The organism is Alkalilimnicola ehrlichii MLHE-1 (assembly GCF_000014785.1).
GTDB lineage: Bacteria > Pseudomonadota > Gammaproteobacteria > Nitrococcales > Halorhodospiraceae > Alkalilimnicola > Alkalilimnicola ehrlichii.
Genome location: NC_008340.1, coordinates 996,551 through 1,021,561, shown reverse-complemented (window position 1 = coordinate 1,021,561; position 25,011 = coordinate 996,551). Strand labels below are relative to the sequence as shown.

Here is a 25,011-nt window from a genome sequence, read left to right as displayed (position 1 = left end):
TTACCTCTGCACCGCGCCCAGTAGGGTCTGGAACAATTCGTTGGAAACGGCAATGACCTGGGCCGATGCCGAGTAGGCCTGCTGGAAGCGCAGCATGTTGGCCGCCTCCTCGTCCAGGTTGACGCCGGACACGGCCTCGCGGGCCTCGATGGACTGGTTGAGCAGGGTCTCCTGGGCGTCCCGGTTGGACTGCGCCCGCAGGGTATTGGCCCCCACGTCCCCCACCAGACTGCTGTAGGCCTCCTGGAAGGTGGTGTTGCCCCCGTCCAGGGTCTCCAGGTCCTCCAGCCCCACCATGGCCAGGGCATTGCCGTTATCCCCCACGGCGCTGCGGTTGCCGCCGATAGAGAAGGTATCGCCTTCGCGGGGCACCCCCGAGAGCGTGAAACGGCCGGCCAGGCCGGGCAGGCCGAGGTAACCGTCAAAACCGTCCTCGTCCGCACCCGCATCCGGTTCGGCGCCGAGGCTGAAGGTGGCACCGACCTCCACGTCCAGTGCCTCCGGGTCATAAGGCAAAAAGACCGCCGCCATACCACCCTGGCCATCGGGCACCTCGGCCTCGAAGCCGGGTTCGTCATTGTCGCCCCCCGCCAGGACGAAGTTCAGTTCGATCGTTTCGTCGAGGGGGATCGCGCCGTCGTCCGCCGCGGTCAGCTGGATGGGGCTGATCTGACCGGTGCCGGTATTGGCCGACTGGCCGTCACCGTCCACCCCCTCACCCGAGATCAGCGCAGAGGCGGCCGCCACTTGGTTGGGACGACTCAGGCGGGTTTCGATACTGCTCGCCCCCAGCCGGGTGGGCTGGATATCGAAGCGGTCGCCGCGGGAGAAGTCACCGTCGGGGTCGGGGCCCAGGTTGATCGCCAGGCCGTCGGCCCGCAGCAGATAGTTACCGTCGTCGTCGGTCTCCAGGTCATCCAGGTCGAAACGGCGGGTCCCCGCCGCGTCATCGACGTTGACCAGCCGCCAGGTGTCACCGCCCTCGTAGCGCAGGCTGTAGTTCTGCCCGGTGAGCTGATCGATCCGCTCTCGGTCGAAGCCCACCGCCGGGCGTGTGGCCGGGTCGGCGTTGGTCACCTCGGTCATCCGCGGGGGCGCCACGCTGAACAGGTCGGCCCCCGGACGGGGCTCCCCGGAGTCGAACTGAACACCGAGATTGTGCTGGGCGTTGAGGGTCTCGGCCACGGTGACCGCGATCCGGCCCAGCTCGTCGTTCACCGGGTTGAGCACCTGGTCGCGGAACTCCATCAGCCCACCCAGCCCGCCGCCGGTGAGGTTGCTCGTGACATTAACCCGCCCGCCGGCGGTCTCCACGAACAGGTCCAGTTGCTCGGGGTCCCCGTCAGCGGGGCCGATTTCGATGCGGTTGGCGGTGGTGCCATTGACCACCGGCTGGCCGGTGCCCACCGCCACATTCACGGCCCCGTCGGTCTGGGCCACCACCCGCACGTCGGCGATCTCGGCCATCCTGCGCAGCAACTCATCCCGCTGGTCCAGCAGGTCGTTGGGCGGCTGACCGACCCGGTTCTGCTCGCGAACGATCTCCCGGTTCAGGTCGGCCACCGACTCCGAGAGCTGGTTCATGGTGCTGACCTGCTGCCGGGTCGCCTGGTTGACCTCCCGCTCCAGCTCGGCGGTGCGCCGGTCCAGGGTGTTAAAGCGGGTGGCCAGGGTGTCGGCTGCGCTCAGCACCTGCTGCTTGGCGGTGGTGGCGTTGGGGTCGTTGGCCAGATCGTCCAGGGCGGCAAAGAAATCCTGCAACGCCGGCGAGAGGCCGGCATCGGCGTCGGCCAGCAGGTTGTCCACCCGGCCGGAGAGTTCGGCCATGGTGTCCAGGCGCTCGAACTCAGAGGTGTTGTTGCGGACGTTCTCGATCAGGTTCTGATCCGCCAGCCGGCGGACGGTGTCCACCTGGACACCGTTACCCACGAACCCCGCGCCGCTACCGGTGGGCAGCCGGCTGCTCTGCTCCACCCGCTGCCGGCTGAAGCCCTCGGTGTTGACGTTGCTGATGTTGTGCGAGGTGGCGGCAAGGGCCCGCTGGGCCGCCATCAAGCCGGATATGCCCGTGTTCATCGTGCCCGACATGACTGCATCTCTCCTGCACGGGGGCTGAACCCAGCCCGCCAGTTACCGGTATCGGCCGCGGTCACCGCGACTTGAACGGCCGCATCACCCGGACGTCCGGCCACCGCCATCGGCCAGGCGCAGCGGGGTGTCGTCCACATGCCGCAGGTGCTCGCTGTTCATCACCCGCTCCAACTTCTCGGCGTACCGGGGGTCGGTGGCATAACCCGCGTCCTGCAGGGCGTGGACAAAGGCCGAGGGGTCGTGGCCGACCGCCAGCGCCTCGCTGTAGCGCGGGTTGCGGCGCAGGAAGTCGGCATAGTCCCGGAAGCTCTCCGCCACTCCGCCGTAGGCGCGGAAGCTGGCCTGCTCGCGTTGAGCGACGCCTTCCCGGTACTCCAGCGTCGCTACGCTGACGCTGTCACCGGCCCAGCCGTGGGATTTGATATTGAACAGGTTGTGGCTGCTGCCCTGCTCACCCCGGTCAATCACGTGCTGGCCCCAGCCGGTCTCCAGCGCCGCCTGCGCGATCAGGGCGCGGGGGGAGACACCCAGCTCGGCGGCGGTCTCCCGGGCCGCCGGCAATAAACCCTCGACGAATTCAGCGGGGCTGTCCCAGGGCGGACCGCCGGCGGACTGACCGTTGTCAGCCGCGGTCGACGCCGAATCACTGGCGCCCTCAGGCTCCGCTGCCCCCGCCTTCGGAGCCACAGGGCGGTCGAAGGCCGGCATCTTCAGACCGTCCAGAACCGGCTTCACAGCCGGGCGACCGTCACCGCCCTCGGCGCCGGTGTCCGCGGGGCGGGCCCGTGCCCACGGGGTGGCCCGGGCGGGGATGGCCTCCCGCCGGTAGTCCGCCAAGTCCTTCGGTGCCCCCTGCCCGGTGCCCTCATCCAGGCCGGCGTGCTGGAGCATCTGCCGCTCCACCGCCTCGGCCAGTCCCAGCCCCTGGCCGGTTGCGGCCATGTTCATGGCCAACTGCTGATCGAGCACGTCCCGGTACTGGTCCTCGGCCTGGCTGCCGAACAGGTCGTTGCCCGGGGTGGTGGTGCGCATCTGCTTGAGCATCATCTGCACGAACAGGCTCTCGAACTGCTGGGCCACATCGGCGATGGCCTCGCGCGAGGGGTTCTGCAGCCCCCGGCGCAGCCGCGCTGCTCCGGCGGCCGGGTCGAGGGCGTTGTCGGCATGGACCTGCGCACCCTGGCTATGAAGATTCATTGCCCCACCTCAGATGATGATGAGTTCCGCACGCAGCGCACCGGCCCGCTTCAGCGCCTCGAGGATGGAGACCAGATCCCCCGGCGCCGCGCCCACCCGATTGACCGCGTTGACGATCTCATCCAGCGTGGTGCCCGGACCGAAGACGAACATGGGGTTGGCCTGCTCCTCGATCTCGATGTCGGTCTGCGGCACCACCATGGTCTCGCCCTCGGTGAAGGGATCGGGCTGGACCACGAAAGGCGCCTCGGTAATGGTCACGGTAAGGCTGCCATGGGTGATGGCCGCCGGTCGCACCTTCACCTCGCTGCCAATGACCACCGATCCGGTGCGCGCGTTGACGATGACCCTGGCCGGTGCCTCCGCCGGAGTGACCCGGATCTCCTCCAGGTAGCTCATGAAACTGACCCGCTGGTTGGGGGTCTGCGGGGCCTGTACCCGGATGGAGACGGCGTCCTGGGCCTGGGCGGTATTCGGGCCCAGGGTCTCGTTGATGGCCTCCGCCACCCGGTGGGCGGTGGTGAAGTCGGGGGTGTTCAGATTGAGCACGATGTCGCCCTGCTGGGCGAAGGGGCTGCGCACCTCCCGCTCCACAGTGGCGCCGTTGGGGATGGTGCCGGCACTGGGGATGTTGACGGTGATGCGGGAGCCGTCCGCCCCCTCGGCGCCAAACCCGCCCACCAGCATATTGCCCTGGGCCATGGCGTAGACCTCGCCGTCGGCGCCACGCAGCGGGGTCATCAGCAGCGTGCCGCCGCGCAGGCTGTCGGCGTTGCCCAGCGAGGAGACGGTGATATCCAGGGTCTGGCCCTGGCGGGCAAAGGGCGGCAATTCGGCGGTGACCATCACCGCGGCCACGTTGTCCACCTGCATGTTCACGTTGTCGGGTATGGCGATACCCTGCGCCGCCAGCATGGAGCGGATGCTCTGGATGGTGAACGGGGCCTGGCTGGACTGATCACCGGTCCCGTCCAGCCCCACCACCAGGCCGTAGCCCACCAGTTGGTTGCTGCGCACGCCCTGAACCGAGGCGATGTCCTTGATCCGTTCGGCCTGGGCCAGTCCGCCCATCAGCAGGACGATGACGGCGAGCAGGCCGATCAAGGTCAGGCGGGTGGTCCCCCAATGTGCTTGTCGCATGATCCCCCCTCGGCGGCCTTACAACGGCCACCAGCGACTGTTGAACACCCGGGTCAGCCAGCCGGGGCGGTTGCTGTCGGCCAGCGCCCCGGTCCCCGTGTAGGCGATCTGGGCATTGGCCACGCGCAGCGACGAGACGGTATTGTCGGCGCCCACGTCATCGGGTCGCACAATGCCCGAGATGGTCACGTACTCCGCACCCTGATTGAGGGTCAGCTTCTTCTGCCCCTCGATGACCAGGTAGCCGTTGGGCATGGTATCGGTGACGATGGCGGTCAGGGTGCCGGTGAGCTGATTGCTCTGGTCGGCGGCCCCGTCTCCGCTGAAGCTGCGATCGGCCTGGGCGTCGAACTCCAGCGGCACCCCGCCACGGGTGGCACCACGGCCGGCCACGGTCGGTGCCGGCAACTCGGCGCTACTGCTCTTGGTCATGGAGCTGCTGTTGGACTTGCTGGCATCGGTGTTCTCTTCGAACAGCACGGTGATCACATCACCCACCCGCCGTGAGCGCCGGTCCTCGAACAGCCGTTGCTCACCGCCGGCCTGGTAGATGGCGCCGTTGTTCTGGCGCTCGGGCTCCGCGATCTCCGGCAGTGGCAGCGGCTTGGGGGCCTGGTCGGGCATGCCGGCGCACCCCGCCAGCGCGGTGACCGCCAGGGCCATGAACAGCCATTTGATGAGCCGGTGGTTCATCGCCGCGCTCCTTAGATGTTGTTGTTGATGAACTGCAGCATCTGGTCGGTGGACGAGATGGCCTTGGTGTTGGTCTCGAAGGCCCGCTGGGTCTCGATCATGTTGACCAGTTCCTCGGCAATGTTGACGTTGGAGCTCTCCAGCGCGCCCTGCAGGAGGGTACCGACACCGTCCAGGCCCGGGTCGCTGATCTGTGGCGGGCCGCTGGCGGCGGTCTCGCGGAACAGGTTGCCGCCCATGGCATCGAGTCCCGCCGGATTGATGAAGTCGGCCAGCTGGATGTTGCCGAGCTGCTGCGGATCGGCCTGACCGGGCAGGCGGGCGCTGACGGTGCCGTCACGGCCGATGGTGACGCTGACCGCGTCGTCCGGGATATTGATGGGCGGCTGCAGTTGGTAGCCGGAGGAGGTCACCATCTGGCCCTGGTCATCGACGTTGAAGCTGCCGTCGCGGCTGTAGGCGATCTCGCCATCGGGCATGAGGATCTGGAAGAAGCCGTCGCCCTCAATGGCGATATCCAGCGAGTTCTCGGTCTGCTGGATGTTGCCCTGCATGTGGATCTTTTCCGTGGAGGTGACCCGGACCCCGGTCCCCAGATTCAGCCCGGTGGGCAGAAGGGTGTCCTGGGTGCTCTGGCCGCCGGCTTGGCGGACCGTCTGGTAGATCAGGTCCTCGAAGTTGGCCCGGTCCTTCTTGAAGCCGGTGGTGTTGACGTTGGCCAGGTTGTTGGACACCACCTGCATACGCGTCTGCTGCGCATCCAGGCCGGTCTTGGCCACCCAAAGTGCTGGATTCATGGCATGTGCCTCCGTGGTGTCGGTTTCCTGCCGTTACCGGCTTGATTGCAAGATCGGGGCCATTTTCGGCACCCCCACCCGTCACTGCGAGCCCCCGCAGGGGGCGTGGCAGTCCAAGCCGGCGTGTGGATCGCCGCGGGCCTTCGGCCCTCTTGATGAACATGGCCAGACGCTGCGGGCGCCCCCTACCCTCACTGCGAGCGCGGCCCCACCCCCACCGTCACTGCGAGGAGGCGAAGCCGACGTGGCAGTCTACCGCCCTGGATCGCCACGGGCCTGCGGCCCTCGCGATGACGGGGGTGCCCCGTTCCTCGCTGATTCGCGCCCGCGCAGCGGGGCGGGGGGCTCGCGATGACGGGGGTGCCGCCTCCCCCACCCGTCACTGCGAGCCCCCGCAGGGGGCGTGGCAGTCCAGACGGCGTGTGACCTACCGCGTGGTCATTAGCTGTTGCGCAACAACTGGGCGCTGGTCTGGTCGTTCTCCTCGGCCGCCGTCATCATCTTGACGTAGGTCTCGAACTGGCGGGCGTGGTCGATCATCTTCACCAGCGCATCCACCATGTTGACGTTGCTACCCTCGTAGGCGCCGGAGACCAGGCGCACGCCGGCGTCCGCCTCGGCCTCCCCTCCATCCACCAGCCGGAACAGGCCGTCATTGTCCTTGCGCAGGTCCTGGAGAGCCGGGTCCACCAGCTTGAGCCGGTCCAACTCCACCCACTGGTCCGGATTCTGCCCGGCGGGAATGATGCTGAGGGTGCCGTCGGCCCCGATCTCGATCTCGTCCGCCGGCGGGATGGCCACCGGTCCGGCCTCACCCATGACCAGGTGCCCGTCACCGGTGGTCAACAAGCCGCCGTCGGCGATCTGCAGATCCCCCCGGCGGGTGTAGGCCTCACCCCCATCGGGGGCCTGAACCGCCAACCAACCGTCACCGTCAATGGCCACATCCAGCGCCCGCCCGGTCTGTACGATGCCGCCCTGGCGAAAGTCGCTGCCCACCGTGAGCGCCTCGGAGTAGGCCCGGGCATCGTGCCCCGGGCCGCGCACCGGCGCCGACATCAACGCGTCCAGGTCGGCGCGGAAGCCGGGCGTGTCCACGTTGGCCAGGTTGTGGTTATTGTGCTGCTGGGCCTCCAGGGTGTGCTTCGCCCCGGTCATGGCCAGGTAAACCAAGCGATCCATGGGTCTTGCCTCCCCGCCACCGGGTGTGAGCCCGGCATGGCGGTCATGCCTCATCAGCGGATGTTGAGGATTTCCTGGGTGATCTGGTCTTCGGTGCTGATCATCTTGGCGTTGGCGGAGAAGTTCCGCTGGGCAACGATCATCTTCACCAGCTGCTCCGAGATGTCCACGTTGGACTGCTCCAGGGCGCCGGATTCGATACTGCCGAAGTCCGAGGTCCCGGCGGTGCCGACCACCGGCTCACCGGCCTCGAAGGTGGCGACCCATTCGGTATCACCCACCGGCTGCAGGTTCTCCTGGCTGGGGAACTTGGTGACGCCCACCCGTCCGAGCACCTCCGACTGGCCATTGGTGAAGCGGGCGAAGATGGTGCCGTCCTCGGACACATCCAGGCTGGAGAACTCACCGGCGGCGAAGCCATCCTGGGTGATATCGCTGACCGCGAAGGGGGTGCCGAACTGGGTCAGCGATTCGAGGTCGAGCTCGAAATCCAGGTCCTCCGCATCGGCCAACGCCCGGGTGTAGTCGAAGGTCGCGTTGCCCTCGATGAGACCGTTGGGGCCAAAGCTGATCGGCTGGGGCTGGCCGTTGTTGAGGACCTCGCCGTCCACCTCCGTGTGCACATACCAGTCGTTGTCATTGCCCTTGATGAAGTAGAAATTGGCGGTGTGCTGGCGCCCGAGGGAGTCGAAAAAGGTGGTGCTGGTCGACTCGTTGAAGGTGGCGGTATCCCGCGGGTCGAACACGGCGCCGGGCACCGGATTGTTCTCATCCGGCCCCACCCACTCGAGCTGATCGAAGTCCGCCAGGCGATCGTCGGCATCCAGCGTGTAGGCCGGCGGAATCTCGGCGCCGGCGTTCAGGTTGGCCTGGATCCGCGCCTCGGTGGTTGCCTCGGGGGCCACATTGCCGGTCTCCACCCGCAGCTCCTGCTGGCCGTCACCGACGATGTTGCCGTCGCCATCGGCGGCGAAGCCGGTCAGGCGCTTGCCGGCCGAGTTGGTAATCCAGCCCTCCCGGTCCAGCTGGAAGGCGCCGGACCGGGTGTAGGAGATATCGCCGTCGTCACTGAGACGGAAGAAACCCTTGCCGCTGATCCCCAGGTCCAGGCTGTTCTCGGTAAAGTCGAACTGCCCCTGGCTGAATTGCTGGCCGACGTTCTGCAGCCGGACCCCCTGGCCGATCGCCAGCCCGGTCACCCCCAGGTTGCTGGACGCGAACAGGTCGGCGAACTCCGGCCGGCTTTCCTTGAAACCCCAAGTGGAGCTGTTGGCGATGTTGTCGCCGGTGATGTTGAGTTCCGACTGGGCGGCGTTCAGCCCGGTAAGCGATGTTCCGAATGACATAACGAATCCCCTTTTTGTTCGATCGCTGTTACTGCACCCGACGGATATCGGACAGGGCCATCTCGCCGATGCCGTCCAGATTCACCCGCGGCCCCCGTTCGTTCTCACCGGCCAGGGTCACGCTGACCACCGGTGCTGAGTTCATGACCCTCAGGCTCCGTTCCTCGCCCTCCACCTGGGTGGAGGCGGTCACCCGGTACGCCCCCGGGGGCAACGTACGTCCGTCGTCGGCACGCCCGTCCCAGGCAAACCGGTAGTCGCCGCTCGGCTGCTCGCCGGTGGCAAGGGTGCGGACCCGCTCACCCGCGGCGTTGTGGATGTGGATGTTGGCGTTGGCGACCGCCGAGGGGAGCTGGACGATGCCGGTCATCTCGCCGTCGGCGGGCAGCCGGCCGGCATCGGTCTCCACCAGCACCTCACGCCCCACCAGTGAGGCGGCCTGCAGGGCCTGGTTGGCGCGCATGTCCTGCTGAAACTCCGAGAAGGACTTCTGCAACTGGTCCATGCCGGAGGCGGTGGTGAAGGAGGCGATCTGGGACATGAACTCGCCACTCTCCATGGGGTTCATGGGGTCCTGGTTCTGCAGCTGGGTGATCATCAGCTTGAGAAAATCATCCTGTCCGAGCTCGCCGGCCGGCTCCCGCTGGGTCGGTTGTGCCCGGCTGTAGTCGCCGCTTCCGGCTCCGCTGATATTCATTCCTTATCCCCTCTCTATCGCCGCCCGTGGGCCCGCCTGTCCGCCACCGGTCACTGCTGGCCCAACCGCAGGGTCTGCAACAGCAGCTCTTTGGAGGTGTTCATCACCTCCACGTTGTTCTGATAACTGCGTGAGGCGGAGATCATGTTGGTCATCTCCTCCACCGGATTGACGTTGGAGCGGTAGACGTAGCCCTGCTCGTCCGCCTGCGGGTGGTTGGGCATGTAGAGCGGTTGCACGGGGGCATCGCTCTGCACGATATCCTCGACCTTCACGCCCACGTTGGTACCGCGGGCATCGCCCGGGTGGTTGGGATTCCCGGCCGCCTGCCCCTGCTGCGCTGCCTGCAGCACCGAGGCGAAGACCGGCTGGCGCGACCGGTAGGCCTGCTCTGGGCTCCCCGCCACGGTCTCCGAGTTGGCCAGGTTGCTGGCGACGGTGTTGAGGCGGGTCTGCTGGGCGTTCATGCCGGAGCCGGATACATCGAAAACCTTGAACAGGGACATGCGTCAAATCTCCGTCATTCACCGCGAATGGCACCGAGCAGGCCGGTGATGCGATTGCCCAGGAAGGTCAGCGTCGCCTGGTACTGCACCGAGTTCTCGGCAAACCGGGCCTGCTCGACGTGGCTCTCCACCGTGTTGCCGTCCAGGGCCGGGCCGTGGGGCACGCGGTAGAGGGCTTGCGGGTCGCCAGCCAGGCCGCCCCCGCGGCTGACCGCAAAGTGCTTGGCATGGGTTGCCTGCAACGGCTGGGCCTGCTTGCCCTCGGCGGCCCGCATGGCCGCCTGGAAGTCCATATCCTGGGCCTTGTAGTGCGGTGTGTCGGCATTGGCGATGTTGGAGGCCAAGAGCTGCGAGCGCTCGGCGCGCAGGCGCAGGGCCAGTTCCTGGGTGCCAAAGGCTTTGTCCAACGACAGGCTCATTACTCACCTCTCCTGTGGTTTCCATGGGAGATTAAGCAATCAGCATGCCAGGTCAGACATTGGGAGGTGGTGGCGATCTGGGGGCGGGGTGGCGGGTGTTCCCCGGTGGGGCGTCGCCGGCCAGGGATGGCCGGCGACGAGCCTACAGGGATGTACTCGCGGCGTCCCCACCGGGGAACACCCGCCACCCCGCCCCCAGATCGCCAACGCCTGAGTCAGACCATCCGCTCGCCGTCGAGCCAGGACGGGACGGGCGGCTGCCCTTTACCGGCCGCCGGCAAGGCCTTGCCCCGAAGGGGCGGATTCAGGCGCGGCGGTAGACGACACCGCCGTCCAGGCGCTTCATCTCAAAATCCGCCGCATAGCCGGAGAGGGACTCCGAGGCGCCGACGATCAGCCAGCCGCCGGGCCGGACCGCCCGGGCCATGCGGTGAATGATGTCGCGACGGGAATCCGTGGAGAAGTAGATGAGCACATTACGACAGAAGATGATGTCGAACCGACCCAGTGAGGCATAGCTGTCGAGCAGGTTATGTAGCTGAAAGCGGGTCCGGCGCTTGACCTCCGGGCGCACCTCCCAGGTGTCGTCACCCACCTCCCGGAAAAAGCGCTGCTGGCGCTCCGGAGTGAGGCCGCGACGGGCGACACTGGCCCGATACCGCCCCTGACGCGCCATCTCGATCATCCGCGGCGCGATATCGGTGCCCAGGATCTCGGCGTCGATCGCCCCCCGGCCCGACTGGTTGAACTCATCCACCGTCATGCTGATGGAATACGCCTCCTGACCGGAGGAGCAGGCCGCGGACCAGATGCGGATGGAGCGCTGACCACGCTCCACGAAGTCGGGCAGGATGCGCTCGCGCAGGACGCGGAAGGGAAAACCATCCCGGAACCACTGGGTCTCGTTGGTGGTCATCGCCTCGACCACCTTGGCACGCAGGGTCGCACCGCCCGGACGGCGCAGCCGTTCGACCAGCTCCCCCAGATCGGAAACCCGCTGATCCGCCATCAGCGGCCCCAGACGACTCGCCACCAGGTACTGCTTGTTGTCGCCCAACACAATGCCGCTGGACGACTCCAGTAACTGGCGGAACGCCTGGTAGTCTTTCTCTTTAATGGCTGAAACGCTCAAGCTCACTCCCTGCGATAGTCACCACCGCGGCAGGGGTGCGTACCGTGTCGGCCGCACCTCAGCGCTGCGTCACCGCCGCAAGGCGGTTCTCCACCCGCGCCGCCAGTTCATTGGAACGGAACTTCGACAGAAAATCGTCCGCCCCCACCTGCTGGACCATCCGCTCGTTAAAGACCCCGGACAACGACGAATGCAGCAGCACATGGAGCCCCTGCAGGGCCTCGTCGGTGCGGATACGGCTGGTCAGCGTGTAGCCGTCCATGCGGGGCATCTCCACGTCGGAGATCACCATCAGGAGCCGGTCGAGCGGTGAGGGGGTCTCCCCCGTCCAGGCCTTGAGCTGTTCCAGCGCCTCCAGGCCGTCCCGCACGGCGGTGCACGCCAACCCCAGGTCCTCCACAGTGTGCACCACCTGCCGGCGGGCGATGACGGAATCGTCCGCCACCAGCACATGCCAGCCCTCCGCGCCCTGCAGTGCCTCGTCCGCGCCGCCCTCCACCTGCCGCGGGTCCAGCCCGCCGGCGGCGTTGAGTTCGGCCAGCACCTTCTCCACATCGATGATCTGCACCATCTTCCCCTCGATGCGGGCGATGGCGGTCAGGTAGGTCTCCCCGGAGCCCTGGGAGGGCGGCGGCAGCACGTCCTCCCACTGCAGGTTCACGATACGGTCCACCCCAGCCACCAGGAAACCCTGCACCGTACGATTGTACTCGGTGACCACCACGTAGCCGCCATCCCCGACATCCAGCGGCGGGCCACCCACGGCCATGCTCAGGTCCAGCACCGGGATGGTCTGGCCACGGATGTGGGCGATGCCTCGGGCCACCGGGTGGCTCTGGGGGACCCGGCTCAGGCGCGGCGCGGGGATGACCTCCCGCACCTTGAAGACGTTGATGCCGTAGCGCTGGGCGCCGCCGAAATGGAACAGCAACAACTCCATGCGGTTGCGTCCCGCCAGCTGCGTGCGCTGATCGACTGCGTGCAAAATCTGCGACATGACTCCCCCGGTGGCTACAGGACGCCGGTCCAACCCTGGCCTTTGGCATCGGTCGCGGGGCCCGAAACTTGAGGCCCCCGCCCCGGCCCGCCGGCATGCGGGCGGCGAAGGGCCACGGCCCTATTCCACCATAGGTTTTAGTGAATAGGAATGATCGCGGCCACCGAGTGCCCTGGCATGAATCCTGCTGTCACCCTGCACCACCCCAGTCCCCCACAGGGTTCATTGACGGAGCAGCCACAATGCCCAGGCACACCGTGTCGCCCCGGACAATCGGGCTATTGCTGACAGCCATTTTTTTGACGGCCAGCGGTCCCGTGCAGGCGGAGCGCCAGTCGCTCGACGACATCCGGTCCACCGCTGCTACTTGGGTCGAGGGGCAATTTACCGGGCTCGGTGACGAGCTGGAGATCACCATCGGACGGCTGGACCCGCGCCTGCGGCTGCACCCCTGTGACGGCGCCCTGGAGGCGTTTTCTCCCCACGATAATCGGGGTGTTGGCAATCTCACCGTGGGCGTGCGCTGCACCGGCACCCAGCCCTGGACGGTCTATGTCAGCGCCCGGGTGGATACCCAGGTGGAGGTCCTCGTGGCCGCCCGTCCGCTGCGCCGAGGCGAACGCCTGAGGGCCGACAGTGTGACCACCGAGCGCCGCCAGCTCGCCTCACTGCACCGCCCCTACGAGACCGAAGCCGAGCATCTCATCGGCAAGGAGCTGCGCCGATCGCTGCGCCGGGGCGATCTGATTGCCGGCAACGCGCTGGCCGCACCGCAGCTCGTGCAGCGCGGTCGCAGTGTCACGCTGCGCGCGGGCGGCGGCAGGGTGCAGGTGACCGGCCAGGGCAAGGCATTGGAGAGCGGCGTGCTGGGCGATATCGTGCGGGTCGAGGCGGGCAGCTCCGGGCGAGTGGTCGAGGGCCGGGTGGCCGGCGAATCCCTGGTGGAGGTCGGTCGGTGAGGGGCATCGCCACCGGCACGGTTTTCGCATATTCTCAAATCAGCGATAGCCGGCTAAAGTTTCCGGACGATCGGCCGATTGACTATCCAGAGTGACCGCTCAGCCCCACCCCGGGCAACGCTGAGTCAAGATTCTGGACGGAGAGAGCACAATGACGGATCCCATCAACAACGGCAACCGGCTCCCGGCCACCCCGGGACTGACCCCGGGCAATGCCGGCAAGGCAGGTGGCAGCACCCGGCAGGACGGCGCCGGCGAGCGGTCATCGGCTGCCGGCGAGCGCCCCGCCGCCGACCAGGCCGCGGTCTCCGACCGGCTGCAGGCCGTGCGCCAGCAGATCGACGCCACCCCGGAGGTGAACCGGGAGCGGGTCGATGCGCTGAAAGAGCGCATCGCCAACGGCGAGTATCCGGTGGATGCGGAGCGGATCGCCAGCCGCATGGTGGAACTGGAGAACCTCCTGAACGACTGACCGGGCGGCAGGCCGCCCCCGGCACCGTGAGGACGACGGCTTATGACCGACTCTGACCAGGATGACCGCCTCCGTGACAGCCTGCAACGCTGCCAGGAGTGTGCGCACACGGTCATGGCGGTGCTCGAACGGGAGCGCGGCCTGCTGGAGCAGCGCGACCCCGAGGGCCTTACCGCGTTGATGCCCGAGAAGCTGGAGGCGCTGGCGACGCTGGAAGCGGCGGAGCGCCAGCGCGCGGAGGCGGCCTGGGCGCTGGGCTATGCGCCGGACCCGGAGGGCATGCGCCGTCTGCTGCGCGAGCGGTCGGACGCCGGCCTGGAGGCGGAGTGGCAGGCCCTGACCCGCCAGTTGCAGGCACTACAGCGCAGCAACGAGGCCAACGGCCGGTTGATCCACCGCAGCCTGGAGCAGACCGCCGGCATCCTTGCCATCCTGACCGGGGCCCCCGCCCAGGGGGTCACCTACGGGCGGGACGGCGCCCAAGGGGGCGCCGGGCCCGGGCGATGCATCACCAGCGCCTGACGACCGGCGCCGTGGCCGGGCCGGTCGCCCAGCGCGCCGGCTTTGGGGCGGACCGGGGCGAACGTGCGGAACGGGCGATCACCACACTCAGCTAAACCGCCCGATCGTAGCGGCAGCAAACAGGAAGCCCCCGATGGCGTAGCCACCGGGGGCTTCCTGTTGACGGGGCCCGCCGGAGGCAACACCCCGGCGGACGGGCACCCGCCGCCTTACTTCACCTTTTCCTTGATGCGGGCAGACTTGCCGCTGCGCTCGCGCAGGTAGTAAAGCTTGGCGCGGCGCACGTCACCCCGGCGCTTGACCTTCACGCTCTCGATGATCGGGCTGTAGGTCTGGAAGACGCGCTCGACGCCCTCACCATGGGAGACCTTGCGCACCGTGAAGGCACTGTTGATGCCGCGGTTGCGCTTGGCAATCACCACGCCCTCGAAGGCCTGCAGACGCTCACGACCGCCTTCCTTCACCCAGACCTGGACGGTCACGGTGTCGCCGGGACCGAACTCGGGAATCTTGGCCTCGCGGGCCGCCATCTGCTCCTTGTCGAGCTGCTCGATGATGTTCATGCCTGTACCCTCGGTTCTCGATTTACCGGTCCGCTGCCCGGTGCTCATCAATGAATTCTTCCAGAAGCCGGCGGCTATTATCGTCCAGCTCCCGCTCCCGCAGCAATTCCGGCCGCCTCAGCCAGGTCCGACCCAGCGCCTGCTTGCGCCGCCAGCGCGCCACCCGGCCGTGATCCCCGGAGAGCAGCACCGTGGGCACCTGTCGCCCCTCCCAGCACTCCGGCCGGGTGTAGTGCGGGCAGTCCAGGAGCCCGTCGGTGAAGCTGTCCTCCTCCGCGGAATCCTGGTGGCCCAGGGCGCCGGGAATCATCCGGGTGAGGGCGTCCACCATCACCATGGCCGGCAGTTCGCCGCCGCTGAGCACGTAGTCGCCGATGGACCACTCCTCGTCCACCTCGGCCTCGATCACCCGCTCATCGATGCCCTCGTAGCGGCCACAGATCAGGATCAGCCGCTGCTCGTCCGCCAGCTCGCGCACCCCGGCCTGGTCCAGCCTGCGCCCCTGCGGGCTCAGGTAGATGACCCGCGACGGGAGTGTGCTGGCGGCCCGCGCCTTGCGCAGGGTGGTGGCCAGCGGCTCCACCTTCATGACCATCCCGGGGCCGCCGCCGTAGGGGCGGTCGTCCACGGTGCCGTGCCGGTCGCTCGCATCGTCCCGCGGATTCCAGAGCTGGAGCTCCAGCAGCCCCCGCTCCACCGCCCGGCCGGTGATACCGTGGTGCCCCACCGCCGCGACCAACTCGGGGAAGAGGGTGATCACGTCGATCCGGTGCAAGCCGCCGGTGTCCGCCCCGGACTCACCCATGTTCCGCTCTCTGGCCGTCAAAAATCAGGGTCCCAGTCCAGCTCGATGCGTCCGGCGGTCAGGTCCACCCGGCGCACCGTCTGACCGTACACGAAGGGCACCAGCCGCTCCCGGTCGCCCTGCAACACCAACACGTCGTTGGCGCCGGTGGCAAACAGGTGTGACACCCGTCCCAGCGGTTCCCCGCCGGTCGTATAGGCGGCCAGCCCCTCCAGGTCCGCCCAGTAGTACTGCCCCTCGGGCAGTTCGGGCAGATCACGCCGCGGCACGCCAATCTGCAGGCCGATGTAGGCCCGTGCCCGGTCGCGATCCTCCACGTCCCGGAAGGCGGCCACCAGGCCCTTCCCCTGGCAGCGCCCCGCGGTGCGCTCCACTGGCACCCAGTCGCCGTCGTCACGGCGCAGATACCAATGGGGGTAATCCAGTATGGCCTCACGCGGCTCGGTGTGGGAGTACACCTTCACCCAGCCCCGCACGCCATGCAGACCGACCACCTCGCCCATCGGAACGATGTCGTCGGCCCCCTCCATACCGTGCAATGCCGTGTTACTCGGCAGCCTCGGCAGCGCCCTGCTTCTCCGCCTTGCGCAGCAGCTGGGCGGCACGCTCGGACGGGCGGGCCCCCTTGTCCAGCCAGTGGCGCGCGCGCTCCACGTCCACCCGCAGGGGCTCTTCCTTGCCGGCGGCAATGGGGTTAAAAAAGCCCAGGCGCTCAATGAAGCGGCCATCACGGGGGTTGCGGCTGTCCGTCACCACGATGTGGTAAAACGGGCGCTTCTTGGCTCCGGTCCTCGCCAGACGAATGGTTACCATTGCGTAAACCAACCTCTTCAACTGAACAAAGCCGTGCCCACCTGATGATGCAGACACGGCCACGGCAAACTTGAGTAAGCCGGGCATTGTACCGGTTTTGCGGGCAAAGTGAAGTACCCGATGGGCAATGGCGGCCCGCCCGGGGGCCAGGCGCGATTCCGGGCGGACGTCCGCCCCCGCCCGGCGCTACAATCGAGACCCTGAGCCTTCTGGTGTTCGCCCATGCCTTATCCGCCACGCACAACCGTCGCGCCCCGCCTCCCCGCGCTGCTATTGCTGCTGGGGCTGCTCGCCGGCGTCGGCCCGAGCGACGCCCGGGCCGATGACAATGACCGCGACGCCCCGCGCGCCACCCCGGTTATCGGGGTGGAGATCACGCCCCGGGACCTCTCCCGCCGCGTTTCGGTGGCGGGCAACCTGGAGCCGCTCCGGCGCGTACGGGTCACCAGCCGTATCGCGGGGGCGCTCTCGGAGCTGGATGCCGAGGTGGGCGACCGCGTGGCAGAGGGGGAGTTGCTGGCCCGAATCGACGTCAGCGAGCAGCGCGCGGAGCTTGCCCGCGCGGAGGCCCGATTGGTGGATGCCGAGGCCCGCTATGAGCGCTACCGTCGACTGCGGGAACGGGACCTGGCCTCGACCGCCGAGTTCGAAGCGATGGAGGCGGAGCTGCGGGTGGCGCAGAGCGAGCGCGAGCTCTGGCGGGCCCGGGTCCGCCACGGCGAGGTGCGGGCCCCGCTGGACGGCACCGTCCTGCATCGCCCCGTGGAGGCCGGCGACGGCATCGGTAGCGGCGATCTGCTGTTCGAACTGGCGGAGGTGGACACCCTGCTGGCCCGCATCGGGGTCTCGGAGCTGGACATCCAGCACCTGCAGCGGGGCCAGACGGCCCTCCTGCGGCCCGACGCCCTGGGCGGTGAACCCATCGCGGGCGAGATCCGGCGCATCCACCCCAGCGCGGATCCATCCAGTCGGCTGGTGACCGTCGAGGTGGCGATCGACGCGGAGACCCCGGCCGGGCGCCTGCGCCCCGGCTACCTGACCCGGGTCACACTGATGGTGGACCCGCGCCCCGGCCGCCTGGCGGTGCCCTCGCAGGCGCTCGGAGCGGCAGCGCCGGGCGAGCACTATGTCTATGTGATCGCCAACGGGCAGTTGGAGCAGCGCGAGGTGCAGGCGGGCGTCAGTCGCCGCGGCTGGACCGAGATCCTGCAGGGCCTGGCAACGGGCGAGGTGGTGCTGGCGGTCAATCCGCTCACCTTCAACGAAGGTGACCGGGTGCGGGTCATCCAATGGTATGCCGGGGACGACGGATGACCCGGCTGGCCCGTGACTTCCGCGACAGCCGCCCGGGGAGCCTGGCAAACGCCGCCATCCGGCGCCCGGTGGGCACGCTGGCCATCGCCTTTCTGGTCCTCCTGCTGGGCCTCTACAGCATAGGCCGACTGCCGCTGGACCTGCTGCCGGCTGTGGAATACCCGCAGATCCGGGTCACCGTGAACTACCCCGGCGCCGCGCCGGAGGTGATGGAGCAGCAGGTGACCCGGGTGCTGGAGCAGAACTTGGCCTCGGTGGAGAACCTGGTGAGCCTGGAGAGCCGGGCCTCCGAGGGTCGCACCAACGTCAATCTCTTCCTGGAGTACGGCAGCGACCTGGATCTGGCCATCCAGGAGGCGGCCCGCTACCTGGAGCTCGCCCGCACCCAGATGCCGCCGGACATCGAGCCGCCGCGGCTCTACCGCTTCGACCCGGCCCAGGACCCGGTCTTCCAGGCGGGGTTCACCTCCTCCACCCGCACCCCACCGGAGGTTCGCGACTGGCTGGAGAACCGCCTGGCCCCACAACTGAACACCGTCACCGGGGTGGGTTCGGTCTCGGTGGCCGGCGGGGTGGTGCGCGAGATCCAGGTGCTGCTCGACCAGACCCGACTCAACAGCTACGGCCTGGGCTTCGCCGACGTGGAGCGTGCCCTGGTCAGTGAAAACGTGGACGTGCCCGCCGGCCAGATCACCTCCGCCCACTTTGACGTAATGACCCGTACCGACGGGCGGTTCCGCCGCGTCAATGATATCGCCCAGGTGCTGCTGGACGTGCCGGGTTCCGACCAGCGCATCCCCCTCTCCGAGGTGGCGCAGGTGGTCGACGGCCACCAGGACCAGCGCATCTTTGCCCGCCTGAACGGCCGCGAGGCCACCCAGCTCTCCGTCTACAAGCAGCCGGACGCCAACACCGTACAGGTGGTGGAGGCCGTACAGGCGCGTCTGGAGGCGTTGCAGGCCTCGGGCTTTATCACCGAGGACCTGCAGTTCGCCACCACCCGGGACCCGGGCCACTTCATCCGCGGCTCGGTGCAGGCGGTGGCCACGGCCGCCCTGCTCGGCGGGGTGCTGGCGATGGTGCTGGTGCTCTTCTTCCTCGGCAGCCTGCGACGCGGTCTGGCCATCGGCCTTTCCATCCCCATCGCAGTGGCGGCCACCTTTGCCCTGCTGGGCGTCAGCGGCCTGACCCTCAACGTGATGAGCCTGGGGGGCCTGGCCCTCGGGGTGGGGCTGTTGCTGGACAACGCCATCGTGATGAGCGAGAACATCGCCCGCCACCGCGAGCAGCTCGGCAAGTCGCCGGAGGCGGCCGCCCACGAAGGCGCCCGCGAGGTCTTCTCCGCGGTGCTGGCCGCCACCCTGACCAACCTGGCGGCGGTGACCCCCTTCCTGCTGGTCAGTGGCGTCGCCGCGCTGCTGTTCCGGGAGTTAATCCTGACCATCTCCTTCGCCATCGTGGCCTCGCTGGCCGCGGCGGTCACCCTGGTGCCCATGCTCACCACCCTGCTCGCCCGGCTGCGCTGGCAGAGCGGTCTCAGCGACACCCTCCCCATACGCGGCTTCGGCGCCGGACTGGAGGCCACCACCCGGGGCTATCGCCGGCTGCTGCGGGGGGCCGTCCGGGTGCCCTGGCTGGTGGTGGGGCTGGCGATCGCGCTGCTGGGCAGTTCCGCCTTCCTGGCCCGGGACCTCGGCAGTGACTTCCTGCCGCCGGTGGACGACGGGCGCGTTTCCGCCTTCATCCGTCTGCCCTCGGGCACCCCGCCGGAGGCCACGCTGGAGGCTGCGAAGACGGCGGAAGCGGTGATCGGGCGGATGCCCCATGTGGAGAGCGTGTTCAGTCTGGTGGGGGGGCATCTGCATGGCGGCATTCTCAACATCCGCAATGCCACCGCCCGCTTCTCCATCCAACTGACGCCGGGTGATGAGCGCCCCGACTGGCCGGCCGAACGTTGGGTGCGGAAACTGCAGACGGAGCTGGATGCCGAGGATTTTCCCGGCGGCCGCGCCGTGGTGCGCCCACCCAGCCTGCGCAGCCTGCGACTGGGGCCGTCGGAGGCGGACATCTCCGTCGGCGTGGTCGGCGACGACCTGCGTACACTGGACAGCGCCGGACGCGAGATCGTGCGCCGGCTGGAACGCCTGCCGGGGCTGACCAACGTGGAGATCGCCCGCGACGACCGCACCCCCATGGTCAGCATCCACCTGGACCGGGAACGGGCCAAGGCGCTGGGGGTCACCGCCGAGGAAGCGGCCCGGGCGGCGCGGGTGGCGGTGGACGGCATCACCCCCACCCGCTTCAGCACCCCCAACGCCGACTACGACATCCGGCTGCGCCTGCCCCCGGGCACGGTCACCACCAGCGACGGGCTGGGCGACGTCACGGTACTCCCTGACAACGGCCGGGGCCCGGTCTACCTGAGGGAGCTGGCCGATTTCGTGCTCGGCGACAGCCCGGCGCACATCGAGCGGGAGAATCAGACCCGGATCCTGCGGGTGGAGGCCGACGTGGACCGCCTGCAGACCGACCTGGGCGCGGCGGGCCGCATGGTGCGCGACACCCTCGCCGACTTCGAGCTGCCGGCCGGCTACAGCCTGTTGTACGGGGGCGCCGACGAGACCGTACAGGAGACCCGGCAACAGTTGCTGCAGGTGGTGGCCCTGTCGCTGCTCCTGGTCTTCACGGTGCTCGCCGTACAGTACGAGCGACTGGTCAATCCGCTGGTCATCCTGGCCACCGCACCGCTGGCACTCACCGGCGGGCTGCTGGCGCTGTGGCTGACCGGCACGCCCTTCACCACGCCGGTCATGCTGGGCGCCGTGGTGCTCATCGGGGTCGTGGTCAACAACGCGATACTGCTGGTGGAATACATCGAGATCGGCCGTCGCGACGCCGGCCTGAACGACGCCGAGGCTGCGGTGGAGGCCGGCGCCGTGCGCCTGCGCCCTATCCTCATGACCACCCTGACCACGGTGGCGGGCATGACCCCGCTGGCGATCGGCATGGGGGCCGGCTCCGACCTCATGCAGCCGCTCGCGCTGGTGGTGGTGGGCGGGCTGCTCTCGGCCATGCTGCTCACGCTGTTTGTGGTGCCCTGCCTGTACCTGATTGCCAACCGCTGCGGCAGGGGGATAAAACGGCTGCTGACCGGTGCCGCGGAAGCCTGAACCCCCTTGCGGCGTGCCGTTGCACTGACCGGGGCTTTGGTGCATGGTTCATCGGGCACCCTCATCAATAAGGCGGAGTACCAAACCAATGACCGGAGGAGAGCTGCTGATCATTTTTCTGGGCCTGGTGGCCGTCGCCATCGTGGGCTTTGTCGTAGGCCGTGCCACGGGCTCGGGCTCCGGCCAGTCGCACAAGCTGGAGGAGCAGCTGGAAGAGACCCGGGCCGAGCACGAGGCCTATAAGCAGGAGGTCACCAACCACTTCGAGAAGACCGCCGAGCTGTTCAAGGACATGACCGGCGCCTACCGCTCGCTTTACAACCACATGGCGGAGAGTAGCGGTAAGCTGGGCGTGGGCCCGAGCGGCCCGTTGCTGGAGGCGGACCCGGCCCGCCAGGGCGAGGAGGCGCTGGACTACGGCACCGCAGATGCGGAGACCGACGAGACCGCCGCCGGGACCGAAGAGAGCACACCGCCCCCGAAGCAGCCCTCCGACTACCCCCAGGCGCGCCAGACGCCGGCCTCCAAGACGGCCGCGCCGAAGGCCTCAGGGCCCAGCGAGTCCGGGAAAAAGCAGGCGGAGGAGCACTCTGGCAAGACCGAGAAAAAGCAGACAGAGGAACGCCCCGCCAATACCGAGAAAAAACAGACGGAGGCATCCCCCGCCAAGAGCCAGGAAAAGCAGGGGGAGAAGCGCCAGGGCAAGGCCTGACCCCGGCCGTGCCGGGACAGCCCCTGGGCTTGGGCGTGCGGCCCCGGTGCGGCACGGGGCCTCCGCACCGCCCTGCCCCACTCAGGACCGGGGCGGGTGCGCCGCGGCGGGCATCAGGAAGTGTCCGCGCGCGGTGGCGATGATCCGCTCCGGATCGCCCTGCCAGGCGACCACGGCGATGTTCGCCACCCGCTGACCCTGGCGCCACACCCGGCAGTCGGCCATCACATCCTCCGGCCGGCCCGGCCGCAGGTAGTCAATGGAGAAATCCACCACCCGCGGCAACCCTTCCAGCTCGTGGCCCACCTCCCACAGGATCTGCGCCTGGGCCGCCAGCTCCATGAACCCCCCGAGCACACCCCCGTGGATCGCCGGCAACGCCGGGTTGCCGATCAGCTCATCGCGGTAGGTCAACCTAAAGCCCAGCCCCCCGTTACGCAGTTCGACACCCATGCCGATCAAGCGGGCGTAGGGCCAGCCGCGCAGCTGGTCGCGGAGGGCCTCCAGGGAGGGCTGCAGGTTATGCTCGTTCATCGGCTGCCCTCCACGAAGCCGGGCACCTGGCCGGTGCGCATGAAGCTGCTCATGCTGGTGGCGATGGGGCGCTCGGGCCGCCCCTCCGGAAAGACCGTGCAGCGGGCGAAGCAGATATTGGGCGTGACCCGATAGCATTCACCGCGGGCCACCACCGCCAACCCCGGTTCGGCCCGGCCCAGGTGATCCACCCGCAGGTCCAGGGTGGCCACCGCCTCCAGCCGCCCCAGCCGGCAGAGCACGGCGGCGCCACTGGTCTGGTCGATGAGCGTGGTCACGACACCGCCATGCAGGTGACCGGTGTCCGGGTCGCCCACCAGTTCCTTACGGTAGGGCAATTGCGTCTCCACACCATCGGAATCCGCCCGGTTCACCACAATCCCCAGCAGTCGCCCGTGCGGCAGAAGCTGAAAGAAGTCCCGGGCCATCGCCAGCATGCCCCGCGGGTTAATCGCTTCGGTCACTCGCAGCCCTCCAATCTGAATCCGCCGTCAGGTTACGAGAAGGATCGCCTGCGGTAGGCCGGGCGTCAATCCGCTTGGGAACACAAAAAAGCCCCCGACATCCCTGTCGAGGGCCGCAGTGGAGCGGCCGGTAGCCACCCCTGTCTGCCCGGTGAGCCGGGTTCGGATCAGAAGTCGACCTTCACCCCCGCCCAGAACTCGCGGGGCTTGCCGGGCCGGGCGCCGGCGGGGCGGTAGTGGGCGACATACTCCTTGTCAGTCAGGTTCTCCACCGCGCCGAACAGCCGGGCATTGCGATGGACCCGGTACTCACCCGAGAGGTCCAGCAGCAGTCGGGAGTCTATCCGCTGGTGGCTCAGAGCCGGGTCGGCCTTGGCCTTCACCGAGGTGACGTAGTTGGCGTTCAGGCTGAGCCGCCAACCCTCCTGCGCCAACCCGACACTGGCATTGATCATGTGCTCCGGCACTTCGGGCAGCGAGTCGCCGCGGCGGGCGTTGGCCCACTGATTGGGCGCGTTACCACCGATGTCCTGCTTGAACCGGCTTTGGGTGAGGGTATAGCCGATGCTCACGGGCACCCCGATGCCCCACTGCTGGGAGTGCCCCACATCGTGCATCCACAGGGCCTCCAGGCCGTAGATGTCGACCTCGCCGGCCGAGACGGTGTCGCCGATGTCGGCGGCGCCACAGCCGCCGCCAACAGCGGTGCACTCGATGTTGATGTTGGAGTACTCGTTATAGAAGGCGATCACCTCGGCACGGGTCACGCCGCTGTCGTACCGGAACCCGGCCTCGTAATTGGTGCTGCGCTCCTCCTTGTCATCCGGGCTGCTGCCCCCCGGGGCAAAACCACGGTGCACACCGGCCAGCACACTCCAGTTGGCGTCCAGGTCGTAGGTGGCGCCCAGCCCCGGGATCCAGACCCGATAGGTGTTGGACTGATCGCGGCTCAGGCTGGCCGAATCGCGCTGCGGGGTCCCCCAGTCGCGCCGGCGGATCTCGATATCCTCATGGCGCAGCCCGGCGGCGATCTGCCAGGGGCCACGGCGCATGGTGTTCTGCGCGTAGGTGGCGATGGCGTCGGCCTCGGTCAACCGGTTGGTCTTGGAGCCGAAGGGCTCACGCTCGTCGAGGAAGAGATCGCCCTGATCGCTGACGGCATAGATGTCGTGCCACTGGAAGCGATCCTCTTCGTCCTCGTGGTAGCGCACCCCAACCTCGAGTTCGTGGGACCAGCTCCCCAGATCGAACCAGTACCCCCCCTTGAGGTCGACCCCCCGGGCGAAGTACTCGCGATTATTGGCCCGCAAGGCGCCGCGCGCGCCGGCGTTGTTGGGGTCACCCTTGATCCAACTCAACTCATCGGCATAGGTGTCCGGATCATCCAGGATAGCCGTGATGCCGACGAAGTCACCATCACCCTGGCCATCCACCTCGTGGAGCTTGTACCAGTTGCGGACGGTGTCCGTGCGGTAAATGGTGGTGGTCAGGTCGGTGTTCGCCGTGGGCGTGATGTAGTGGCGAAGCTGGAAGAGCTCGTTCTCCGTATTGATCTCGTCCCGGGCCGAACCGACATACCGACGGAAGGGGTTGGCGTCGAAGTCCTCCTGGGTCAGGCCCAGGTAAGTGTCATTGATGGTGCGGTCATCCCGGGCAAATTTGAACTCCAGCTCCTGATAGACGGCGGCCGCCGGGTCGGTGTTCCAACGCAGCTTGGTCATCAGGTTGCGGCGGTCGAAGCCGGTGTCCAGGTCGGGCTGGTTGGGACCGGACGCCGGATTATCCAGCCGCTTGAAGCCGTCGGACTGATTCGTGAAGCCCTCCAGGAGCCAACCAAACTGGTTACCCGCCTCGCCGATATCGCGGGTACCGCCCACGTGACTGTGGATCCGGCGGCCATTATCGGTACCGAACAGGATATCCGCCTTGCCCGAGGTCTCGGTGGGGATCGGCGTCGACAGCATGTTGATCGCCCCGCCGGTGGTGTAAGGCCCGTGGCGGATGGCACTGGAACCCTTCTGGACCTCGACGCGGTCCATGCGCCCCATCGGCGGGAAGTAGTAGGCCGCCGGCGCGGCATAGGGGGCCGGGGCCACCAGCACCCCATCCTCCATCACCGTGATCCGGCTGTTCCGCTCGGGCGGGGTACCGCGCATGCTGATATGCGGGAACTGACCGTGGCCCTCCTCCTCCACCACATTGACGCCGGGCACGGCGCGCAGGACCCGGTGGGGGTCGGTGTAACTGTGGCGTTCGAGCTCCTCACGATCGAGCGCTTGTGCAGACCCCGGAACCGGCTGTATCCGATCCGGATCGCCGGTGATCGTAATCCGATCCAGCAGCCGGGAGCCGCTCTCGGCGTGCACCCCCTGCGCCCCAAAGGCCATCGCCACGGCCGCCGCGACCAATGGCAGCCGGCGTCGGAATCGATACGTAGTCATAACTGATTGCTCCTGTAACGAATTCGACCGGGCGTACCTCCCTGG

General features: G+C 68.0%; 25 protein-coding genes. 6 read left to right on the top strand and 19 right to left on the bottom strand.

Going from position 1 to position 25,011, the window contains the following annotated elements:
- From flgK to MLG_RS04595, 12 genes are all read right to left on the bottom strand, one after another.
- Positions 1–2,088: a flagellar hook-associated protein FlgK gene (gene flgK, locus MLG_RS04650; protein ID WP_011628651.1), complete on the bottom strand. Its 2,088-nt coding sequence runs from the start codon at positions 2,086–2,088 to the stop codon at positions 1–3.
- Between the two features lie 84 nt (positions 2,089–2,172).
- On the bottom strand, positions 2,173–3,288 hold the full coding sequence (gene flgJ, locus MLG_RS04645; RefSeq protein WP_011628650.1) for a flagellar assembly peptidoglycan hydrolase FlgJ: 1,116 nt from the start codon (positions 3,286–3,288) through the stop codon (positions 2,173–2,175).
- A 9-nt stretch (positions 3,289–3,297) separates the two neighbouring features.
- On the bottom strand, positions 3,298–4,428 hold the full coding sequence (locus tag MLG_RS04640; protein ID WP_011628649.1) for a flagellar basal body P-ring protein FlgI: 1,131 nt from the start codon (positions 4,426–4,428) through the stop codon (positions 3,298–3,300).
- Between the two features lie 18 nt (positions 4,429–4,446).
- Positions 4,447–5,121: a flagellar basal body L-ring protein FlgH gene (flgH, locus tag MLG_RS04635; protein WP_011628648.1), complete on the bottom strand. Its 675-nt coding sequence runs from the start codon at positions 5,119–5,121 to the stop codon at positions 4,447–4,449.
- An 11-nt stretch (positions 5,122–5,132) separates the two neighbouring features.
- Positions 5,133–5,918 carry a flagellar basal-body rod protein FlgG gene (gene flgG, locus MLG_RS04630; RefSeq protein ID WP_011628647.1) on the bottom strand — a complete coding sequence of 262 codons (786 nt, stop codon included), beginning with the start codon at positions 5,916–5,918 and terminating at the stop codon, positions 5,133–5,135.
- Positions 5,919–6,359: 441 nt separating this feature from the next.
- Positions 6,360–7,100: a flagellar basal body rod protein FlgF gene (locus MLG_RS04625; RefSeq protein ID WP_011628646.1), complete on the bottom strand. Its 741-nt coding sequence runs from the start codon at positions 7,098–7,100 to the stop codon at positions 6,360–6,362.
- 53 nt (positions 7,101–7,153) lie between these two features.
- Positions 7,154–8,446: a flagellar hook protein FlgE gene (locus tag MLG_RS04620; protein WP_011628645.1), complete on the bottom strand. Its 1,293-nt coding sequence runs from the start codon at positions 8,444–8,446 to the stop codon at positions 7,154–7,156.
- A 28-nt stretch (positions 8,447–8,474) separates the two neighbouring features.
- Positions 8,475–9,143, bottom strand: a complete 669-nt coding sequence (locus MLG_RS04615; RefSeq protein WP_011628644.1) for a flagellar hook assembly protein FlgD — start codon at positions 9,141–9,143, stop codon at positions 8,475–8,477.
- Positions 9,144–9,193: 50 nt separating this feature from the next.
- On the bottom strand, positions 9,194–9,649 hold the full coding sequence (gene flgC, locus MLG_RS04610; RefSeq protein WP_011628643.1) for a flagellar basal body rod protein FlgC: 456 nt from the start codon (positions 9,647–9,649) through the stop codon (positions 9,194–9,196).
- 14 nt (positions 9,650–9,663) lie between these two features.
- On the bottom strand, positions 9,664–10,068 hold the full coding sequence (gene flgB / locus MLG_RS04605; protein WP_011628642.1) for a flagellar basal body rod protein FlgB: 405 nt from the start codon (positions 10,066–10,068) through the stop codon (positions 9,664–9,666).
- A 304-nt stretch (positions 10,069–10,372) separates the two neighbouring features.
- A complete protein-coding gene (locus tag MLG_RS04600) occupies positions 10,373–11,206 on the bottom strand; it encodes a CheR family methyltransferase (RefSeq protein ID WP_408626109.1) in 834 nt (277 codons plus the stop codon).
- Positions 11,207–11,258: 52 nt separating this feature from the next.
- Entirely contained in the window at positions 11,259–12,197 is a 939-nt protein-coding gene (locus MLG_RS04595; protein ID WP_011628640.1) for a chemotaxis protein, read from the bottom strand.
- A gap of 281 nt (positions 12,198–12,478) precedes the next feature.
- On the opposite strand from MLG_RS04595, the gene flgA reads away from it, so the two are divergent.
- From flgA to MLG_RS04580, 3 genes are all read left to right on the top strand, one after another.
- Positions 12,479–13,156 carry a flagellar basal body P-ring formation chaperone FlgA gene (gene flgA, locus MLG_RS04590; protein WP_049753517.1) on the top strand — a complete coding sequence of 226 codons (678 nt, stop codon included), beginning with the start codon at positions 12,479–12,481 and terminating at the stop codon, positions 13,154–13,156.
- 151 nt (positions 13,157–13,307) lie between these two features.
- Positions 13,308–13,628, top strand: coding sequence for a flagellar biosynthesis anti-sigma factor FlgM (flgM, locus tag MLG_RS14745; protein ID WP_011628638.1), 321 nt, complete (start codon positions 13,308–13,310; stop codon positions 13,626–13,628).
- A 42-nt stretch (positions 13,629–13,670) separates the two neighbouring features.
- Positions 13,671–14,150: a flagella synthesis protein FlgN gene (locus MLG_RS04580; protein ID WP_011628637.1), complete on the top strand. Its 480-nt coding sequence runs from the start codon at positions 13,671–13,673 to the stop codon at positions 14,148–14,150.
- A gap of 209 nt (positions 14,151–14,359) precedes the next feature.
- Here the strand turns inward: MLG_RS04580 and rplS are convergent, their stop codons facing one another.
- The 4 genes from rplS to rpsP are packed head-to-tail and all read right to left on the bottom strand — an operon-like array spanning position 14,360 to position 16,331.
- On the bottom strand, positions 14,360–14,713 hold the full coding sequence (rplS, locus tag MLG_RS04575) for a 50S ribosomal protein L19 (RefSeq protein WP_011628636.1): 354 nt from the start codon (positions 14,711–14,713) through the stop codon (positions 14,360–14,362).
- Positions 14,714–14,735: 22 nt separating this feature from the next.
- Complete coding sequence (gene trmD, locus MLG_RS04570; protein WP_049753516.1) at positions 14,736–15,518, bottom strand: tRNA (guanosine(37)-N1)-methyltransferase TrmD; 783 nt, start codon at positions 15,516–15,518, stop codon at positions 14,736–14,738.
- A 17-nt stretch (positions 15,519–15,535) separates the two neighbouring features.
- Positions 15,536–16,048, bottom strand: a complete 513-nt coding sequence (gene rimM / locus MLG_RS04565) for a ribosome maturation factor RimM (RefSeq protein ID WP_011628634.1) — start codon at positions 16,046–16,048, stop codon at positions 15,536–15,538.
- A gap of 16 nt (positions 16,049–16,064) precedes the next feature.
- Positions 16,065–16,331, bottom strand: coding sequence for a 30S ribosomal protein S16 (gene rpsP, locus MLG_RS04560; protein WP_041717910.1), 267 nt, complete (start codon positions 16,329–16,331; stop codon positions 16,065–16,067).
- Between the two features lie 222 nt (positions 16,332–16,553).
- Between rpsP and MLG_RS04555 the strand changes: the two genes are divergently transcribed.
- The 3 genes from MLG_RS04555 (at position 16,554) to MLG_RS14740 (ending at position 21,527) form a co-directional block, all read left to right on the top strand.
- Positions 16,554–17,645, top strand: coding sequence for an efflux RND transporter periplasmic adaptor subunit (locus MLG_RS04555; RefSeq protein WP_011628632.1), 1,092 nt, complete (start codon positions 16,554–16,556; stop codon positions 17,643–17,645).
- Positions 17,642–20,815 carry an efflux RND transporter permease subunit gene (locus tag MLG_RS04550; RefSeq protein ID WP_011628631.1) on the top strand — a complete coding sequence of 1,058 codons (3,174 nt, stop codon included), beginning with the start codon at positions 17,642–17,644 and terminating at the stop codon, positions 20,813–20,815. Before MLG_RS04555 ends, MLG_RS04550 begins: the two co-directional genes overlap by 4 nt.
- Positions 20,816–20,903: 88 nt before the next feature.
- A complete protein-coding gene (locus tag MLG_RS14740) occupies positions 20,904–21,527 on the top strand; it encodes a YhcB family protein (protein ID WP_011628630.1) in 624 nt (207 codons plus the stop codon).
- 81 nt (positions 21,528–21,608) lie between these two features.
- Here the strand turns inward: MLG_RS14740 and MLG_RS04540 are convergent, their stop codons facing one another.
- The 3 genes from MLG_RS04540 to MLG_RS04530 all read right to left on the bottom strand — a co-directional run bounded on the left by MLG_RS04540 (position 21,609) and on the right by MLG_RS04530 (position 24,966).
- Positions 21,609–22,061: a PaaI family thioesterase gene (locus tag MLG_RS04540; protein WP_011628629.1), complete on the bottom strand. Its 453-nt coding sequence runs from the start codon at positions 22,059–22,061 to the stop codon at positions 21,609–21,611.
- On the bottom strand, positions 22,058–22,525 hold the full coding sequence (locus MLG_RS04535; RefSeq protein WP_011628628.1) for a PaaI family thioesterase: 468 nt from the start codon (positions 22,523–22,525) through the stop codon (positions 22,058–22,060). Before MLG_RS04535 ends, MLG_RS04540 begins: the two co-directional genes overlap by 4 nt.
- 167 nt (positions 22,526–22,692) lie before the next feature.
- Positions 22,693–24,966 carry a TonB-dependent receptor family protein gene (locus MLG_RS04530; RefSeq protein ID WP_156774632.1) on the bottom strand — a complete coding sequence of 758 codons (2,274 nt, stop codon included), beginning with the start codon at positions 24,964–24,966 and terminating at the stop codon, positions 22,693–22,695.
- Between the last annotated feature and the right edge of the window lie 45 nt (positions 24,967–25,011).